Here is a 17,527-nt window from a genome sequence, read left to right as displayed (position 1 = left end):
GATGCAAACCGCCACGCTTCAGCCCGCTGCCGTCCGCGACGTCTGGCGTCTGCTGAGTGAAATCAGTGACCCGGAAATCCCGGTGCTGACCATCACCGACCTCGGGATGGTGCGCAGCGTCGAGCACCGCCCGGACGGCTGGCATATCGGTTTTACGCCAACCTATTCCGGCTGCCCGGCCACTGAATTTTTGCTGGCCGCCATCCGGGAAGCCCTGGAAGGCGCAAAGCTGAGTCCGGTGCACATCAGGCAGGTTTTGCATCCCGCCTGGACGACGGACTGGATGTCGCCGGAGGCTAAAACCCGGCTGCGCGAATACGGCATCAGCCCGCCGCAGGGACATGCCTGCCACGCGACGGTCGCCGCCCAGGTGACTTGCCCACGCTGCGGGAGCGAACACACGTCGCTCATCAGTGAATTCGGCTCCACGGCCTGTAAAGCGCTTTACCGCTGCGATAGCTGCCGGGAACCCTTTGATTACTTTAAATGTATTTGAGGATGCCATGACAACGTTTCATTCCCTGAAAGTGGCACGCATCGAACCCGAAACCGCAGAGGCGGTAGCGATTACCTTTGCGGTGCCGGACGCGCTGCGCGGGCAGTACCGCTTTCGTCCAGGGCAGCATTTGACGCTGAAAGCCCGGCTGGGCGGGGAAGAGCTGCGCCGCTGCTACTCTATTTGCCGCTCTGAGGATCCCGGCGAAATCTGCGTGGCGGTAAAAGCCATTGAAGGCGGCCGTTTTTCACAATATGCGGTCAGCGATTTAACCGCCGGGATGTCGCTCGAGGTGATGGTGCCGCAGGGAACGTTTGGCTACCAGCCGGAAGCGGAAACTCGCGGCAACTATCTGGCACTCGCCGTCGGCTCCGGCATCACGCCGATGCTGGCCATTATCGGCGCCACGCTCGCCACCGAGCCAGAAAGCAGCGTGACCCTGGTTTACGGCAACCGCAGCAGCGCCAGCATGATGTTCCGCCAGGCGCTGGCCGACCTGAAAGATCGCTACCCGCAGCGCCTGCAGCTGATTTACCTGTTCAGTCAGGAAAGGTCGGACAGCGACCTGCTCAGCGGCCGGCTGGACGGCGAAAAACTGAAGCAGCTTGGCGACCACCTATTGGACGTCAAAGGCTTTGACCGCACGTTTATCTGCGGCCCGCAAAGCATGATGCAGGCCACCGAAACCGCGCTGAAAGAGATGGGCGTCGCGCCTCAGGATATCTACCTCGAACATTTCAACACGCCGGGCATTGCGCCGGGTGCCCGTTCCCGCGCTCAGGCTGCGGGTAAAACCGTCATCCTGCGCCAGGACGGCGTAGATCGCCAGATTACCCTGACCGCCGGGGACGAAAGCATTCTCGACGCGGCCCTGCGCCAGGGCGCGGATCTGCCGTATGCCTGCAAAGGGGGCGTCTGCGCCACCTGCCGCTGCAAGGTGCTGCAGGGCGAAGTGGAAATGGGCGTCAACTACAGCCTGGAGCCGGATCAGCTGGCCGCAGGCTACGTCCTGAGCTGCCAGGCGCTGCCGAAGGGCGACGACGTGGTGCTCGACTTTGACGCGCAGGGGGTGTGATGAGCGAACTTCTTAGCCAGCAAAACGGCCGGGTGTTAACCCTGACGCTGAACCGCCCGCAGGCGCGGAACGCGCTCAACAACGCGCTGCTGACGTTGATTGCCGAAGCGCTCGAAGCTGCGCAGCAGGACGCCGCCATTGGTGCCGTCGTCATTACCGGCAGCGAACGTTTTTTTGCTGCCGGAGCCGATCTCAAAGAGATGGCCAGCCGGGATATGCCCGCCACGCTCAACGACCCCCGGCCACAGCTTTGGGCTCGTCTCGAGCGTTTCCCTAAACCTCTGATCGCTGCCGTGAACGGCTATGCGCTCGGGGCTGGCTGCGAGCTGGCGCTGCTGAGCGACATCATCGTGGCCGGGGATAACGCGCGCTTCGGCCTGCCGGAAATCACGCTGGGGATTATGCCCGGCGCGGGCGGCACGCAGCGGCTTATTCGTAGCGTGGGCAAAGCGCTGGCTTACCGCATGGTGCTGAGCGGCGAAGCTATCGACGCGGATCGGGCTTTACGTGCCGGGCTGGTCGCCGAAGTGCATCCCGCAGCCCTAACGCTGGAATACGCCCAGAAGCTTGCCGCCGGTATTGCCCGTCATGCGCCGCTGGCGCTGCAGGCCGCCAAAAATGCGCTTCAACAGGCACAGAACACGGGCCTGAGCCAGGGGCTGCTGCAGGAACGCCAGCTGTTTACGCTGCTCGCCGCCACCGAAGATCGTCGGGAAGGCCTCGCCGCTTTCCTGGAAAAACGACCTGCTGAATTCAAAGGACGTTAATCATGAGTTTTATTGTCAGCGATGTGCAAAACGGGGTGATGACCCTGACCCTCAACCGCCCGGAGCGGCTGAACAGCTTCAACGACGAAATGCATCGCCAACTGGCGGAAGTTCTCACCCAGGCAGAGCGGGACGAAACCATCCGCTGCCTGCTAATCACTGGCGCAGGGCGCGGCTTCTGTGCCGGGCAGGATCTCAACGACCGCAACGTTGACCCAAGCGGTGACGCCCCGGACCTCGGTTACTCGGTTGAAACGTTTTATAACCCTCTGCTGCGCCGCCTGGCGAAATTGCCAAAGCCGGTGATTGCGGCGGTTAACGGCGTGGCGGCGGGAGCCGGGGCTACGCTGGCGCTGGGCTGCGACATGGTTATCGCCGCGCGTTCAGCAAAATTTATTATGTCTTTCAGCAAGCTGGGGCTGGTGCCCGACTGCGGCGGCACCTGGTTCTTGCCTCGCCTGACCGGGCGGGCGCGTGCCATGGGGCTGGCGTTACTTGGCGACACGCTAACCGCCGAGCAGGCGCACGACTGGGGCATGATTTGGCAGGTCGTGGACGACGAACAGCTCAGCGATACCGCCCGCCAGCTGGCCCAGCACTTTGCCACCCAGCCGACCTTTGGCCTGGGGCTTATCAAGCAGGCGCTTTACGCCTCGGAAACCAACACCCTGGACGCCCAGCTCGACCTGGAGCGCGACTATCAGCGCCTGGCTGGACGCAGCGAAGATTACCGCGAAGGGGTGTCTGCTTTTCTGGCGAAGCGCCCGGCCACCTTTAAGGGGAAATAAGTATGTTAACTCCTGAGGCCGTGATTGCGGTGATTGGCAGCGGCACCATGGGCGCAGGTATTGCCCAGGTGGCCGCCAGCGCGGGTCATCCGGTATGGCTGTACGACATTCAGCCCGGCGCAGCAAAGCGTGCGATAGGCGGCATTGATACCGTACTCAGCGCCCGCGTAGCCAAAGGCAAACTTGACGAGGCGCTCCGTCAGTCAACGCTTGCCCGGCTGCATCCGGCGGAAACGCTGGCTGATTTGGCTCAGGCCGCGCTGGTGATTGAGGCCGCCGCCGAACAAATTGACGTCAAGCAGGCCATCTTCCGCGATTTAGCGGCGGTCTGCGGGGCTGAGACAGTCTTTGCCAGCAATACCTCATCCATTTCTATCACCGCCATCGCCAGCGGCATCAGCCACCCGGCGCGCGTGGTCGGACTGCATTTCTTTAACCCTGCGCCGGTGATGAAACTGGTCGAAGTGGTCAGCGGCCTGGAAACCTCGCCGGAGATTGCCGAGCGGCTTTGCGAGCTGGCTCTGCGCTGGGGTAAACAGCCGGTGCGCTGCCATTCCACGCCGGGCTTTATCGTTAACCGCGTGGCTCGGCCTTTTTATGCTGAAGCCTGGCGCGCGCTGGAGGAGCAGGTTGCCCCGGCGGCGGCTATTGATGCCGCGTTACGCGACGGGGCGGGCTTCCCGATGGGGCCGCTGGCGTTAACGGATCTGATAGGTCAGGACGTCAACTTCGCCGTCACCTGCTCGGTGTTTAACGCCTTTTGGCAGGAGCGTCGTTTCCTGCCTTCTCTCGCCCAGCAGGAACTGGTGCTTGGCAAGCGGCTGGGCAAGAAAACCGGGCAGGGCGTCTACCGCTGGCCGCTTGAGGCGAAACCGGCATATCAGCCTCAAGTGCCTGCCGAACTGGCGGCTAAACAGGTCACGCAGGTCGGCAAAACTCTTGAAATTGACGGCATCGCCGTTGCCATAACCAGCGGTATTACGGCCACCGCCATGTCGGCCGAGCTGAAACGCCCGGTAGTTCTGCGGGACAGACTCGCCGAGTCTTCGCTGGAAGTGTTAGCGCCGTCGGCTTCGGTCACGCCTCAGCAGTTGGCGCAGGTCACCCATTACTTCCAGCAGCAGGGTAAACAGGTGCTGGTGATCGGTGACTACCCCGGCATGCTGGCCTGGCGCACCGTGGCGATGCTCGCCAACGAAGCGCTGGATGCGCTGCAGAAAGGCGTGGCTGCGGAAGACGACATCGATACCGCCATGCAGCTCGGCGTGAACTATCCGCACGGGCCGCTGGCCTGGGGAGCCCGCCTGGGCTGGCAAAACATTCTGACGCTGCTGGAGAATCTGCAGCGCCATTACGGCGAAGAACGCTACCGCCCGACCTCTTTACTGCGCCAGCGCGCGCTGCTGGAGAACCAACATGAGCACTAACGCCTGGGATAACGCCCGCGTGATGTACGCGCGGGACAACTGCGCCAGACAGATGGGCATTGAAGTGGTTGAGATGGGCGACGGTTTTGCGCTGCTCACCATGACCATCACTGAGGCCATGCTTAACGGGCACCAGACCTGCCACGGCGGGCAGTTGTTTACGCTCGCCGACACCGCTTTTGCCTACGCCTGCAACAGCCAGGGGCTGGCGGCGGTGGCCTCCGGCTGCAGCATTGAATTTCTGCGTCCCGGCAAGGCGGGGGACCGGCTTAAAGCGGTGGCTAGGGTGCGCCAGCAGGGGCGGCAGACGGGCGTCTACGACATCGAGATCAGTAATCAGGACGAGAAGACGCTGGCGCTGTTTCGCGGCCGCGCACATCGCATCGGGACGACGGTTTCAGGAGAAAAATTATGAGTCAGGCTTTTATTTGCGATGGGGTACGCACCCCGATTGGCCGCTACGGCGGCGCGCTTGCGAGCGTGCGCGCGGATGACCTGGCCGCGCTGCCGCTAAAAGCGCTATTGGCACGCTATCCCACTCTCGACTGGAGCGCCGTAGACGACGTGATTTTTGGCTGCGCGAACCAGGCCGGGGAGGATAACCGCGACGTGGCACGCATGGCGACGCTGCTGGCCGGTTTACCACAGACTGTGCCGGGCACCACGATCAACCGCCTGTGCGGCTCCGGGCTGGATGCCGTGGGCTTTGCGGCTCGCGCCATCAAAGCCGGTGACGCTCAGCTCATGCTGGCAGGTGGGGTGGAATCCATGTCTCGGGCACCGTTTGTGATGGCCAAAGCCAGCTCGCCGTTCCAGCGTCAGGCCGAGATGTTTGACACCACCCTTGGCTGGCGTTTTGTGAACCCGCTCATGGCAGCGCAATTTGGTACTGACAGCATGCCGGAAACGGCAGAGAATGTAGCGGAATTGTTAAAAATAAGCCGTGAAGACCAGGACCGGTTTGCGTTTCGCAGCCAGCAGCGTACCGCTCTCGCACAGCAGACAGGCATTCTGGCTGAAGAGATTGTGCCGGTCACGCTAAGCGGTCGCAAAGGCGCGGTGACGGAAGTAAGGGAAGACGAGCACCCGCGTGCGGAAACCACGCTTGAACAGCTGGCGGCGCTAAAAACGCCGTTCCGCGCGAACGGCGTCGTGACGGCGGGCAATGCTTCCGGCGTGAACGACGGGGCGGCAGCGCTGCTTATCGCCAGCGAAGCTGCCGCGCTGCAGCACGGCCTGGCGCCTAAGGCGCGCATAGTCGCGATGGCGACGGCGGGCGTGGAGCCTCGCCTGATGGGGCTGGGGCCGGTGCCTGCGGTACGTAAAGTGCTGGAGATGACCGGATTAAGCATCCACGACATGGATCTGATTGAACTCAATGAAGCCTTCGCCGCGCAGGCGCTCGGCGTGCTTCGCCAACTGGGGCTTCCGGATGATGCCCCGCATGTGAATCCTAACGGCGGCGCGATTGCCCTGGGACACCCGCTGGGGATGAGCGGTGCCAGACTGGCGTTAACGGCCAGCCTGGAGCTGCACCGGCGCGGCGGGCGGTATGCCCTTTGCACCATGTGTATCGGTGTGGGTCAGGGCATTGCCCTGGTCCTTGAGCGTGTGAGCTAGTCAAACCTGCGAGTACCCTAATAATGATAACCTCTGAAACTAAGCTGGAATCGATTGAAACCGCATCGCTGGATGAGCTTCAGGCCCTGCAGACGCAGCGCCTGAAATGGACGCTGAATCACGCTTACAGCAACGTCCCGATGTATAAGCGCAAATTTGACGCCGTGGGCGTGCACCCTGACGATTTTAAAGAGCTGAAAGATATTCGCCTATTCCCGTGCACCACCAAGCAGGATCTGCGCGATAACTATCCTTTTGACACGTTCGCCGTGCCGATGGAGCAGGTCGTTCGCATTCATGCCTCCTCCGGCACCACGGGCAAACCTACCGTTGTGGGCTACACCCAAAACGACATTGATACCTGGGCTAACCTTGTGGCGCGTTCGCTGCGTGCCGCAGGCGGAACGCCAAAAGATAAAATTCACGTCTCCTACGGCTACGGGTTGTTTACCGGCGGGCTGGGAGCGCACTACGGCGCAGAGCGCCTCGGGGCGACAGTGATTCCGATGTCCGGCGGCCAGACGGAAAAACAGGCGCAGCTGATCCGTGATTTTAAACCGGACATGATCATGGTCACGCCGTCCTGGTGCCTGAACCTGATTGAAGAGCTGGAACGGCAGATGGGCGGCGACGCCAGCGGCTGCTCGCTCCGCGTCGGGGTCTTTGGTGCGGAGCCGTGGACCAAAGCGATGCGGGCGGAAATTGAACGTCGCTTGGGCATTACCGCGCTGGATATCTACGGCCTGTCGGAAGTGATGGGGCCGGGCGTGGCAATGGAATGCCTGGAATCCCGGGATGGCCCGACGATTTGGGAAGACCATTTCTACCCGGAAATCGTTGACCCGCAGAGCGGTGTCCCGCTGGACGACGGCGAGCACGGCGAACTGCTGTTCACCACGCTGACCAAAGAGGCGCTGCCGGTGATCCGCTACCGTACCCGCGATTTAACGCGCCTGCTGCCGGGCAGCGCTCGTACCATGCGCCGAATGGATCAGATAACCGGCCGTTCAGACGATATGCTGATTATCCGGGGCGTGAATGTGTTCCCGTCCCAGTTGGAAGAAGAGATCCTGAAATTCCAGCACCTGGCACCGCATTATCAGCTGGAGGTGCATCGTCGCGGGCACCTGGATACCCTGGCGATCAAGGTGGAACTGAAGGAAAGCAGCCTGTATCTCAGCCACGAACAGCGCTGCGCGGTTTGCCATGAGCTGCGCCACCGCATTAAGTCGATGGTGGGGATTTCAACGGATATCACCATTGTGAACTGCGGCAGCCTGCCGCGTTCAGAAGGAAAAGCTATCCGGGTGTGCGATCTTCGTCAGGCGGCGAATCATTAATCATCCGTGACGGTTTCACTTAAGCGTGCCGGTGGATCATAATTCCCCGGCACGTTTGCCTGCCTGCAATCAGTTAAACGGCTCGCCCAGGGTCAGCATCAGACGGTTGGCCCATGCGAAAAAGGCCGTGGACTGCACCAAATCCAACAACTCAAGCTCGCTTAATCCCAGTTCCCTCAGGGCATGTATCTGTTGCGCATTGGCGCTTGCCGGAGTGGCGGATAATGCCGCCGAAAAGTTAATTTCCGCCTGCCAGCGAGGGGATTGCCCGTCGCTCAGCGTCCCGCCAGGTTCGATGGCCAGTAGACGTTCAATCGCTTCATTATGTTTTGACAGCTGGCTGGCCTTGCGGGCGTGCACGGAGGCGCAGTAAATGCAGCCGTTGATCTTGCTGGCAACCGTGGCGGCAAGTTCGCGCTCGGCGCGGGGCAAACCGCCCGGCGTATAGAAAATGCCTTTATCGGTGAGCGTGCGCTGTTCCAGTACCGGCAGATTGCGGCCCAGCAGGCGGAAATAATCCGAGTCCTGGTGCCCAAAACGTTTCAGGGTTTCCTGCTCTTCCGGGGCGAATTCCGCGTAAGGCAGGGCGGCTATCCAGGGTTCCCAGTTAAGCTCGGCCTGGGTAAACGTCACCGGGGCGGATTTGCCGCTGGCGGTTAACGGCTGGCGGTGCCACTCGCCGGCGGCAGGAATGCGAACCTGTTCGCCGTTTGCCTGTTGGCCGCCAATCAGGCGCAGGCCGCGCAGCAGTCGGCTCTGGAAGGCCACAAAGCCAATAATCTGTGACAGTGTCACCACTTCTTCTTCGCTAAAGCCTGCCTGAATCAGCGTCTGGACGTCCTGCGGGCCTGCCTGCACCGGCTGGAAACTCAGTCTTTCGGCATGATCGAGCCAGGCGCTGAAGCGTTCGCTGGCGGGTTGGCCAGCCAGACGCTGGGCGTAATGGTCCGTGAGCCGGGCATCGTCGTGCCAGTCCGCCACTCGCCTCGCGAGATGCAGCCTTTCTGGCAGGCTCAGGCCACTTGAACTGGCCTCACCGAAAAGCGCCTCATAGCTGCCCTGCGCATGGGCTGTGGCGGCCTCGCGGATTTCCCGCGCTTCCGCAAGCGCGGTGCCGGGAATAACGCCCGCCAGATGATTGAGCAAATCCGAATGACTCATAATGACTCCTTAGACAATGACGAGGTAGAGGTTGGGCGGGCGCTGCTGCGAACCCAGCCGAGCGCCGGAGCAACCTGCTGCGCCAGCAGTTCAATAGACCGCAAAATGTAGGCATGCGGCGGATCGATGGAGTGCACCTGGAACGAAAGGTCGGTCACGCGCTGGAGCGTGCTGTCGCGTGTCAGCGAGGCAATGACCTGCTGCGGCGTCCCCAGGTGAACGTCAAACGAGGCAATATGGCTATCCAGCGTCTCGCCCAATACCGGATGCCCCTGCGCCCGATGCTGCTCTGCCTGCTGGCGCAGCCCTTTGGCCGCGAGCTGCCTTGCCAGCTCGCCGTCGTCGGTGACAAACCCGGTTCTGGAGCCAAGGATGCGAGGCTCAACGCCCTCGGGTAAGGCGTCCAGATAGGCATCGATGATCGGGTTTTGTATCTCATCCAGCGGGGTATCCAGCGCGTCAGCCGGGCGAGGCTGAGTGCGGGAAAGCATCAGCCCGTCGCCCGCTTTTCCTGCCCGCGCGCCGCCGTCAACGGAAAAAGTCGCCTGCCAGATGCGGTTTTTTAGCTGCGGGGAGGCCGGGTAAAGATGGTTATCCGTGCCCGCCAGCGGCTCGTCGTTCAGGGCTGAGCGCAGCAATGAGAGGTTGTCGGCGTAAATTTTGCCCCTTTCCGCGCTTTGTAACCCAAATGCCGGAAAGGAGCCCGGTGTGCCGCCGGAGCCGACGCCAAGTTCAAAGCGCCCGCCGCTCAGCAGATCCAGGACAACCGCGTCTTCGGCCACGCGCAGCGCGGATTCCATCGGCAGGGTAATAATCCCTGTGCCAAGGCGTATGCGTCGGGTATGGGCCGCCACGTGGCTGAGAAACACCAGCGGGGCGGGAAGGCCGCCTTCGGCTTCATGGAAGTGATGCTGCGCCACCCAGGCGGCATCAAAACCGTGCCATTCGGCGTGAATAATTTGTTCCGTTGCCAGCCGGTAGCGTTCGGCTGCCGGGGCATGGTCAAGCAGGCGGGTAAAAAAGCCCAGTCGTTTAATGGTCATGCAACGTCCTTATGGCCAAAGCCAATATCGGGAATAGCGTTCAGCAACTGCCAGGTGTAATCGCTGGCCGGGGCGTTAAATACGTCGGCAATCGGGCCGTTATCCACCAGTTCTCCGGCGCGCAGCACCGAAACGCTGTGGGCCAGCTGGCGCACGGTGGCGAGGTCGTGGGAGATAAACAGGTAAGTCAGGCCGAGCTGCTGCTGCAGGTCGTCAAGCAGGCGCAGAATTTGTGCCTGTACCGTGACATCCAGCGCAGAGGTGGCCTCATCCAGCACCAGAATTTGTGGCTCAAGAATCAGCGCGCGGGCTATAGCCACGCGCTGCCGCTGCCCGCCGGAAAGCTCACGAGGTTTGCGGGTCAACGCCTCCAGCGGGAGCGCCACGCGTTCGGTAATCGCCTCTACCTTGGCGCGCCGCTCGGCCTTCGACAGCTTGCCGAAGTTAAGCAGCGGCTCCTCGATGATACGAAAGAGCGTCTGGCTCGGGTCGAGTGAGGCAAAGGGGTTCTGGTACACCAGCTGAATTTTCTGCCGGAGCTGACGGCGCGCTTCCGGGCTGAGACCGGTGGTGTCGATGCCGTCGATCAGCACTTGCCCGCTGTCCAGCTTCTGGAAGCCAAGCAGAATGCGCGCCAGCGTGGATTTACCTGAGCCTGACTCGCCAACCAGCGCGTGGGTGGTGCCTTTGGCTACGGTAAATGACACGTTGTCCAGAGCCCGGAGCGTCTGGTCACTGCCTTTCCCCAGGGAGAAGTGCTGGCTTAGGTTACGGATTTCGATGGCCGCCGTTTGCGGGGCGCGTGAAGGCCAGGCTCGCAGCGTGCGCGACAGCCCTGGCGCATCGGCAAACAGCTGGCGCGTATAGGGGTTTTTAGGCTGTCGAACGACGTCATTCGTGGGGCCAGCCTCCTGGATTCTCCCGTCGCGGAACACCAGAATGTGGTCGGAACGCTGGGCGGCCAGCGCCAGGTCGTGTGTCACAAACAGTACAGCCGTACCGGACTCGCGCCGCAGAGTATCCAACAAATCAAGAATGCGTTTCTGCACCGTAACGTCCAGCGCACTGGTCGGCTCATCAGCGATAATCAGCGCGGGTTTCAGGGCGATAGCCATGGCGATCAGCACCCGCTGCTTCATCCCGCCGGAAAGCTGGTGCGGATATTGCCCCGCGCGCTGCGCCGGGTGACTCAAGCCCACTTTTTCTAGCAGGGCCACAACCTGGCTTTCCCGCTCGGCTTTAGGCAACCGCGTGTGAAGTTTCAGTACCTCTGCCACCTGTTCGCCGATGGTTTTTACCGGATTCAGGGAACTGCCAGGATCCTGCGGGATCAGGCTGATGCTGGCTCCGCGCAGGGCATCGAGCTGGCGTTCAGACCAGCGGCTGATGGCTTCCCCGTTGAGCTGAATTTCACCGGATTCAATTACGCCGTTGTCGCCCAGCAGCCCAATAATCGACTGGGCGAGGGTGGTTTTCCCTGAGCCGGATTCACCCACAATCGCCAGCACCTCGCCAGCGTTCAGGCTAAAGGAGGCGTTATGCACCACGCGTTTGTTACCGCCGCGCTGGCGCCAGGCGATGCTGAGGTCGGTGATTTTTAGCAGCGGTGTATTCATGACGATCTCCGGGCAAAAGGGTGGCTAAGACGATTGACGGCAAGCACGACGGCCACGACAATCACGCCGGGGAAGGTGGAAAGCCACCAGGCCGTTGCCAGATAGTTCCTACCTTCGGCAATCAACAGGCCCCATTCCGGCGTCGGCGGCGGCGTGCCATAACCCAGAAAACTCAGCGTAGACAGCGCCAGAATGGCGGAGCCGAACTGCAGCGCGGCAAAGGCCAACACGGAGGTCAAAGCATTCGGCAAAATATGGCGCCACAGCACCTGTAGGAATGTGCCACCGCTGCCGACCGCAGCCTCGACGTAATCGCTGTGGCGAATGCGAACCACTTCTGCACGGGCCAGGCGGGTAAAGTTCGCAATAGACGTCACGCCCACGGCAATAGCGGCGTTCACGGTGCCGAAACCAAGCAGAATAATCACGCTGAGCGACAGCAGCAGACCGGGGATCGCCAGCAGCACATCCACGCCTCGCATGAGCGCGTGTTCCGTTTTGCCGCCGGTTGCTCCGGCCAGGACACCCAGCGCGGTACCGACCACCAGCCCGAGCGCTACCGCGACCAGCGCGCCGGAGAGCGAATGCGATGCGCCCCAGACGATTCGCGCGTAGAGATCGCGGCCAAGCTGATCGGTGCCCAGCCAGTGTCCGGCCTGAGGTGCAAGACGCTGCGCGCCTGGGACGCCTTCGGTTGGGCTCCACTGAGTGAATAGCGCCGGGAACAGCGCCCAAAGTGCGACAATAATCAGCGTTAACCAGGCTAGCCAAAGACCGGGCTGAACGTTAGCGCGCAGGCCCGAAAAGCGGCTTACCGCACGGCGCGGCAGCGGAGTATTAATATCAACGGTCGTCATGCGGTGACTCCCCGAATAGATTTAAGGCGCGGATCGAGCAGGGGATAAAGCACATCCACCAGCAGATTAATGACCACGAAGCTCAGGGCGGAGATCATCACCACCGCCTGCAGCACGGCGACATCCTGATTATTCACCGCCCGCTGCGTCAGCTGGCCCAGGCCGTTAAGGCCAAAGACGGTTTCGGTGATAAGCGCCCCGGCAATCAGCTCGCCCAGCAGCAAACCGGCCACGGTCAGCACCGGCAACAGGGCGTTGCGGGCCACGTGCCGCCACAGTACCCCGGCGCGGCTGCCGCCTTTTGCCCTGGCAACGGCGACGTACGGCTGGGTCAGCACCTGGTCGATATTTCGCATCAGCAGCTGGGCCAGCGGGGCGCTAATGGGCACCGCAAGCGTGGCGACCGGCAAAATCAGCCCCTGCCAGAAACCGGGATTGATCACCGGAATCAGCCGCCACTGGAAGGAAAACAGCTGAATGAGCGCAATGCCGAGCCAAAACGTCGGGACGGCAATGAACAGCGCCGGAAGGTTGGCAAAGAGCGTTCTCAGCCAGCGAAGCGGGGCCAGCGTAGAGGCCGCTGAAATGCCCACGGCAAGAATAATCGCGGCGGCAAAACCCAGCCCGGCCAGCCGCAGCGTCGAAGGAAGGTTGGCGGCAATCAGCTGGCTGACGGACACTCCAGCCTCGATGGAGTAGCCAAACTCACCGCGCAGCATATGGCCGAGCGTCGTCAAATATTGCTGCCAGAGCGGGGTGCTTTCGCCATAGATCACCCGCATCTCCTGAATTTGCTCGGCGCTCAGGCCGAGATCCGGGTTCTGGAATTTGATCAGGACGGCATCGCCCGGCAAGAGCTGCAGAAGAATGAACGACACGCTATAGGCCGCCCACAGTACCAGCAACGCCTGGGCTATGCGCCCGGCCAGATAACGTGTCATGGTTGCCCCTTAGTGTTTTTCAAGCCAGGCGGCGTAAAACGACGGGCGTCCGACCGCTTCAAACGCCACGCCTTTCAGCCACGGTGCACCGGCAAAGACCTGCGGCTCTTCAAAGATCGGGATGACGTAGGCCTGGTCGATAAGGTAGCGCTGTGCATCGCCCGCCAGCGCCAGGCGCTTCTGCGGATCCACTTCGGAAGAGATCCCCACCAGCAGGGCGTTCAGCTTGTCGTCGGTAAACTGGGAGGCGGCGCTGAGGCCGCCTTTTTGCAGCAGGGCGTCACGGTTGGCCGGATGGAACTGGCTTTTGATCACGTCCGGGTCAGCGCGACCTACTTCGATGACGTTAACCCCGGTTTTATGCGGATCGTTGGTATCCAGCACCCGGCTACCGGCATCCCCGGCGCGCACGCTCAGGCCCACGCCGATTTGCTTCCACTGCTGGGCAACCAGCTGTAGCACTTCTTTGTTCTGCGGCTGCGGCAGGGATTCGTAAATGGTCAGCGCCAGCGGCTTGCCGTCTTTCTGGCGAACGCCGTTGCTGCCTTTTTTCCATCCGGCTTCATCAAGCAGTTTATTTGCCAGCGCCGGGTCATATTTCAGCTTGTCGCGCAGGTCAACATAGCCCGCTGCGGTGCTGGCGATCACCGACGTAGCAACCGGATAGTTGGCGGAAAACAGGGTGTCGACAACCTGCTGAGCGTTGGTGCCGTGCAGCAGTGCCTGGCGAACTTTGACGTCAGCGACCAGCGGGTTATCCGGGCGCAGCGCTATGCCGTCGTTCACGCCTCGGGTCGGGGCGGCGTAAAGGGGGAACTTCTGATCTGTGGCCTGTTTTTCGTCATAGGCCTGCACCTGGCGAATAAAGTCCGCCTGGCCCGCCAGCAGCGCGCCGATGCGCACGCTGTCCTCCGGCGTCACCAGAATCTTAATGCCGTCGAGATTAGCTGGCCCTTGCTGCGGGCTGTTTTTCGGCCCCCACTGGTAGTCTTTCCGCGCGACCAGATCGACTTCCCGGCCCAGGGTTTCGTTTTGCACCACGAACGGGCCGGAACCGATGATATTGCGGGCATCGCCCAGTTCGTCAAAGGTGCGCGACAGCGTTTTCAGGGAAACCAGGCCGGAGCCGATGGTTGCCGTGCCCTGTAAAAAGCCCGGCGACGGTTTTTTGAAGAAAAATTTGACGGTCAGCGGGTCAACAACCTCGCTATGGTCGTAGTTGTTGATCACCTCAGATACCGGCAGGCGCAGGGCTTTGTTGCCGAGGCCGTAGGTATCAAAGTTTTTGGCCACGGCATTGGCATCCAGAGGGGTGCCGTCGGAGAAAGTCACGCCAGGGCGCAGCTTGAAGGTGTATTCGGTTTTGTCGGCATTGCTGGTCCAGGATTCGGCGATCCACGGTTCCACTTCCAGCGTTTTGGGGTTTTGCCAGGTCAGTTTGTCGGTAATTTGGTTCAGGATGCCGCCGTTCGGGTAAAAGCCCCCGGCCGGAGGATAAAGGTTAGTGTGAGCCTGTTGTTCCAGGTAGACCAATTCCCCGCCTTTTACCGGGGCGGCGCTGGGGCTGAAAGCAGCAAAGGCTGCTGCTAATGCCAGACCGCGAGCGATCGTATTCTGGCGAGGCGATGATGGCATGGTGTTATCCTTTATTGTCTGATTGTTAGCGGCGCACGCAGCGCCTTGAAACCCATAACAACTCAGGCAATAAAGGATGAGAACGAAGAAAATTTACTAACGATTGTTGAAAATCGACTTAACGTAAATAGGTGGCTGGCCGTCTGTGGGTGACCGCATGATGGTGTTCGCGAAAATCATCAGCGGAATCTTCTGCCGCCTGGCGCAGTTCGTCGCTGTCTGCCTGGTGGCTAAGCTGAATGTCCATATCTTTCACCACGAAGTATTCATGTCCGTGACGTTCAGCCATGGTCTGGCCGGAGAAGAGTGCGGTAACAATTAATAACAGGATAATGTTGAGCGGTTGTTTTATTGCCATCTTGCCACGCCTCGTGGTTTTTTTTCTTGAGCCATTGTTGTTTGCGCCCCTCACCCTAACCCTCTCCCCAAAGGGGAGAGGGAATAAAAACCATGCGCAGTTTGTTTTCTCTCTCTCCCTTTTGGGGATAAGGCCGGGATGAGGGGCAGCGTCAGCACGCAACCTGGCTACTCTAGCGATAATCCCCGCGCGAAACTATTCGGTGAATCAAAAGTGATTTAAAGGTTTGTCAGCAAGGTAAAAACGGGCAAGGAAGGCGTTTTGTTGCGCTGCGGTTAAGGCGGAATATGCGAAGGGCCGCGCAAAAGCGGCAGCCCATCAGTGAAGACCGGCGAGGCGCAGGAGCGCGGTAACCAGCGCCGCGGCGATAATGACAAAAATCAATGGCACTTTGCGCCAGGCAAGGAATACGGCCACGGCAACGCCTGCAAACCTGGCGTATCCGGCGAAGTGCGCGCCTTCAAAAAAGGTGGTTGCCAGCGCCACCGAAAACAGCAGCGTCGTTGCCCCGTCGTTAAGCAGCTTTTGCGAGCGTTCGGAAAGCGCCAGCTTGCTGCCGAGCTTTGCGCCACTGAAGCGCATCAGCCATGTTCCTGCGGAAAGCACGGCCAGGCCGGCAAGCACGGTGAATGTATTGGTCATTATTTTTTCCTCGCCAGCAGGCCCAGCATTGAAAGCAGTACCGGCAGGCCAACGGGGGCGAAAGGCGTGGCGGCAAGTGAAATGGCGGCCCCGGTCGAGGCGCGAACCAGTGTGGTACGGCTTTTAAACGCCGGGATCACCAGCGCCAGCAGGATAGCCGGGAATACAGCATCCAGCCCGATAACCTCCGGCGAGGGAAGCAGGCTGCCTACGCCTGCGCCAAGCAGCGTTCCTGCGGGCCAGAAGATCGCGACGCCAGCCCCGCAGAGCCAGTAGGCGGCTTTGCGTTTTTCAGGCGTGGCCTGGGACAGCCCGAACACCACGCTTTCGTCGTTCATGATATGGCAGCCCAACAGGCTTGGCAGGCGTGTGCCCACCAGTTCCCGCACGGCGACGCCAAACGGAATATGTCTGGCGTTGACCAGCAGACCGGCCATCGCGGCGGCAAAAGGATTCCCGCCGCTGGCAATAATACCGATAAACATAAATTCGGATGCCCCCGCCAGCACAACAAAAGAGGCCAGAACCGGCAGCCAGAGTGGGAACCCGTAGGCCATCGCCAGCGAGCCGTAGGAGACGCCCACGACGCCGACGGCCAGGCAGACCAGAAATATCGCTTTTTTGGTGTCTCCGGGCAGGGTACGGAGATGTTCTCGCATCATCTTATGTTTTCCATATCGAACGAAATCGCCATTATAATGACCGCAATCTGTTACCATATCAAGCGAACGAATCGTTCATTTTAACGAACAGTGGGGGAGTTTTATGACCCAGCCAATAGACACCATCGCAAAAAGTTTGGTGCGTGAACGTGGGCGGACGGGGCTGTCGCTGGCGGAAGTCGCCCGCAGGGCCGGGATTGCGAAATCCACGCTTTCACAGCTGGAAGCCGGGAACGGTAATCCTAGCCTGGAGACGCTCTGGGCGCTGTGCGTGGCGTTAAATATTCCGTTCGCCACGCTGCTGGAGCCGCAAAGCGCCCGGACGCAGATTATTCGCCGGGGTGAGGGCAGCCGCATTGCCGCCGAACAGGCTAATTATGTCGCTATTTTGCTGGCAACCTGTCCGCCAGGCGTGCGTCGGGATATCTATCTGGTCGAAGCGCAGCCCGGCACGCCAAGGCTTTCAGAGCCGCATCCACCGGGTTCGGTGGAGCATATGATTGTGACGCAGGGGCGGGCTCTGGTCGGCCTGACGGAGTCTGCCGCAGAGCTGGGTGTCGGGGACTATATTTGCTACCCGGCAGATCAGCCGCATATTTTCCGGGCGCTGGAGCCGGACACGATGGCCATTATGGTGGCCGAGCAAAATTAACAGACCCGGGCTGCCGTGATAAGACAGCCCGGACGGCGCTCGTTAATGTGCAACGGATTTAGAAAAGAGGTTAATAACCAGCACACCGAGTATAATCAGCGCCATCCCTGCCAGGGCAGGCCAGTCGAGTTTTTGCCCGAGGAAAAGCCAGCCAATCATACCAATGAGCACGATGCCGGCGCCGGACCAGATGGCATAAATGATCCCGGTTGGGATAGTGCGCATGGTAATAGATAGCGCGTAAAATGCGACAGCATAAAAAAGAATCGTGACGACGCTTGGCCACAGGCGGCTGAAACCATCGGAAAGTTTTAACGCGGTGGTAGCAATCACTTCGGCAACGATTGCGAGAATAAGCCAGCTGTAGGTCATGTCGGTGTATCCAGTGAGAGACGGCGGTTGCGGAGCGCTATTCTGACCTGGTGCCGTATTTTTCGAAAGACGGCC

19 protein-coding genes are annotated in these 17,527 nt (G+C 60.7%); 9 read left to right on the top strand and 10 right to left on the bottom strand.

Annotation, left to right across the window (positions count from 1 at the left end; translation table 11 throughout):
* Position 1 precedes the first annotated feature (1 nt).
* Genes paaD through paaK form a run of 8 tightly spaced genes read left to right on the top strand, consistent with a single transcriptional unit; the run spans position 2 to position 7,513 of the window.
* On the top strand, positions 2–496 hold the full coding sequence (gene paaD, locus AAIE02_RS07745) for a 1,2-phenylacetyl-CoA epoxidase subunit PaaD (protein WP_166992188.1): 495 nt from the start codon (positions 2–4) through the stop codon (positions 494–496).
* Positions 497–503: 7 nt separating this feature from the next.
* Positions 504–1,571: a 1,2-phenylacetyl-CoA epoxidase subunit PaaE gene (gene paaE / locus AAIE02_RS07740; protein WP_166992191.1), complete on the top strand. Its 1,068-nt coding sequence runs from the start codon at positions 504–506 to the stop codon at positions 1,569–1,571.
* Positions 1,571–2,338 carry a 2,3-dehydroadipyl-CoA hydratase PaaF gene (gene paaF, locus AAIE02_RS07735; RefSeq protein ID WP_008461413.1) on the top strand — a complete coding sequence of 256 codons (768 nt, stop codon included), beginning with the start codon at positions 1,571–1,573 and terminating at the stop codon, positions 2,336–2,338. The genes paaE and paaF overlap by 1 nt, the downstream gene beginning before the upstream one ends.
* Positions 2,338–3,126: a 2-(1,2-epoxy-1,2-dihydrophenyl)acetyl-CoA isomerase PaaG gene (gene paaG, locus AAIE02_RS07730; RefSeq protein WP_498532678.1), complete on the top strand. Its 789-nt coding sequence runs from the start codon at positions 2,338–2,340 to the stop codon at positions 3,124–3,126. The genes paaF and paaG overlap by 1 nt, the downstream gene beginning before the upstream one ends.
* Before the next feature lie 2 nt (positions 3,127–3,128).
* Positions 3,129–4,553, top strand: a complete 1,425-nt coding sequence (locus AAIE02_RS07725; protein WP_498532309.1) for a 3-hydroxyacyl-CoA dehydrogenase — start codon at positions 3,129–3,131, stop codon at positions 4,551–4,553.
* On the top strand, positions 4,543–4,968 hold the full coding sequence (gene paaI, locus AAIE02_RS07720) for a hydroxyphenylacetyl-CoA thioesterase PaaI (RefSeq protein WP_166992200.1): 426 nt from the start codon (positions 4,543–4,545) through the stop codon (positions 4,966–4,968). The genes AAIE02_RS07725 and paaI overlap by 11 nt, the downstream gene beginning before the upstream one ends.
* Positions 4,965–6,173: a 3-oxoadipyl-CoA thiolase gene (gene pcaF, locus AAIE02_RS07715; RefSeq protein WP_166992203.1), complete on the top strand. Its 1,209-nt coding sequence runs from the start codon at positions 4,965–4,967 to the stop codon at positions 6,171–6,173. The genes paaI and pcaF overlap by 4 nt, the downstream gene beginning before the upstream one ends.
* A 23-nt stretch (positions 6,174–6,196) precedes the next feature.
* Entirely contained in the window at positions 6,197–7,513 is a 1,317-nt protein-coding gene (gene paaK, locus AAIE02_RS07710) for a phenylacetate--CoA ligase PaaK (protein WP_166863696.1), read from the top strand.
* Between the two features lie 69 nt (positions 7,514–7,582).
* Here the strand turns inward: paaK and AAIE02_RS07705 are convergent, their stop codons facing one another.
* The 9 genes from AAIE02_RS07705 to AAIE02_RS07665 all read right to left on the bottom strand — a co-directional run bounded on the left by AAIE02_RS07705 (position 7,583) and on the right by AAIE02_RS07665 (position 16,425).
* A complete protein-coding gene (locus tag AAIE02_RS07705) occupies positions 7,583–8,674 on the bottom strand; it encodes an alkylhydroperoxidase domain protein (RefSeq protein WP_336981325.1) in 1,092 nt (363 codons plus the stop codon).
* Complete coding sequence (locus tag AAIE02_RS07700; RefSeq protein ID WP_213714456.1) at positions 8,671–9,717, bottom strand: putative FMN-dependent luciferase-like monooxygenase; 1,047 nt, start codon at positions 9,715–9,717, stop codon at positions 8,671–8,673. Before AAIE02_RS07700 ends, AAIE02_RS07705 begins: the two co-directional genes overlap by 4 nt.
* Positions 9,714–11,333 carry a dipeptide ABC transporter ATP-binding protein gene (locus AAIE02_RS07695; protein ID WP_498532308.1) on the bottom strand — a complete coding sequence of 540 codons (1,620 nt, stop codon included), beginning with the start codon at positions 11,331–11,333 and terminating at the stop codon, positions 9,714–9,716. The genes AAIE02_RS07700 and AAIE02_RS07695 overlap by 4 nt, the downstream gene beginning before the upstream one ends.
* Positions 11,330–12,190, bottom strand: coding sequence for an ABC transporter permease (locus AAIE02_RS07690; protein WP_498532307.1), 861 nt, complete (start codon positions 12,188–12,190; stop codon positions 11,330–11,332). Before AAIE02_RS07690 ends, AAIE02_RS07695 begins: the two co-directional genes overlap by 4 nt.
* On the bottom strand, positions 12,187–13,131 hold the full coding sequence (locus AAIE02_RS07685) for an ABC transporter permease (protein ID WP_008461425.1): 945 nt from the start codon (positions 13,129–13,131) through the stop codon (positions 12,187–12,189). Before AAIE02_RS07685 ends, AAIE02_RS07690 begins: the two co-directional genes overlap by 4 nt.
* 9 nt (positions 13,132–13,140) lie before the next feature.
* Entirely contained in the window at positions 13,141–14,766 is a 1,626-nt protein-coding gene (locus AAIE02_RS07680; protein WP_166992221.1) for a TIGR04028 family ABC transporter substrate-binding protein, read from the bottom strand.
* Positions 14,767–14,884: 118 nt separating this feature from the next.
* Positions 14,885–15,124, bottom strand: coding sequence for a DUF2554 family protein (locus AAIE02_RS07675; RefSeq protein ID WP_039302993.1), 240 nt, complete (start codon positions 15,122–15,124; stop codon positions 14,885–14,887).
* A gap of 318 nt (positions 15,125–15,442) precedes the next feature.
* The gene (locus AAIE02_RS07670; protein WP_008461429.1) at positions 15,443–15,766 is read right to left on the bottom strand and encodes an AzlD domain-containing protein; all 324 of its coding nucleotides are present in this window, start codon (positions 15,764–15,766) and stop codon (positions 15,443–15,445) included.
* Complete coding sequence (locus AAIE02_RS07665; RefSeq protein WP_336981386.1) at positions 15,766–16,425, bottom strand: AzlC family ABC transporter permease; 660 nt, start codon at positions 16,423–16,425, stop codon at positions 15,766–15,768. Before AAIE02_RS07665 ends, AAIE02_RS07670 begins: the two co-directional genes overlap by 1 nt.
* A 106-nt stretch (positions 16,426–16,531) precedes the next feature.
* Here AAIE02_RS07665 and AAIE02_RS07660 point away from each other — a divergent pair, with 106 nt between their 5' ends.
* On the top strand, positions 16,532–17,080 hold the full coding sequence (locus tag AAIE02_RS07660; RefSeq protein ID WP_008461431.1) for a helix-turn-helix domain-containing protein: 549 nt from the start codon (positions 16,532–16,534) through the stop codon (positions 17,078–17,080).
* A gap of 42 nt (positions 17,081–17,122) precedes the next feature.
* Here the strand turns inward: AAIE02_RS07660 and AAIE02_RS07655 are convergent, their stop codons facing one another.
* The gene (locus AAIE02_RS07655) at positions 17,123–17,452 is read right to left on the bottom strand and encodes an SMR family transporter (RefSeq protein ID WP_008461433.1); all 330 of its coding nucleotides are present in this window, start codon (positions 17,450–17,452) and stop codon (positions 17,123–17,125) included.
* Positions 17,453–17,527 lie beyond the last annotated feature (75 nt).

Source organism: Cedecea sp. Ae19-4 (assembly GCF_059801165.1).
The sequence above is the reverse complement of the archived record's forward strand: the minus strand, read 5'-3'. Positions and strand labels throughout refer to the sequence as shown.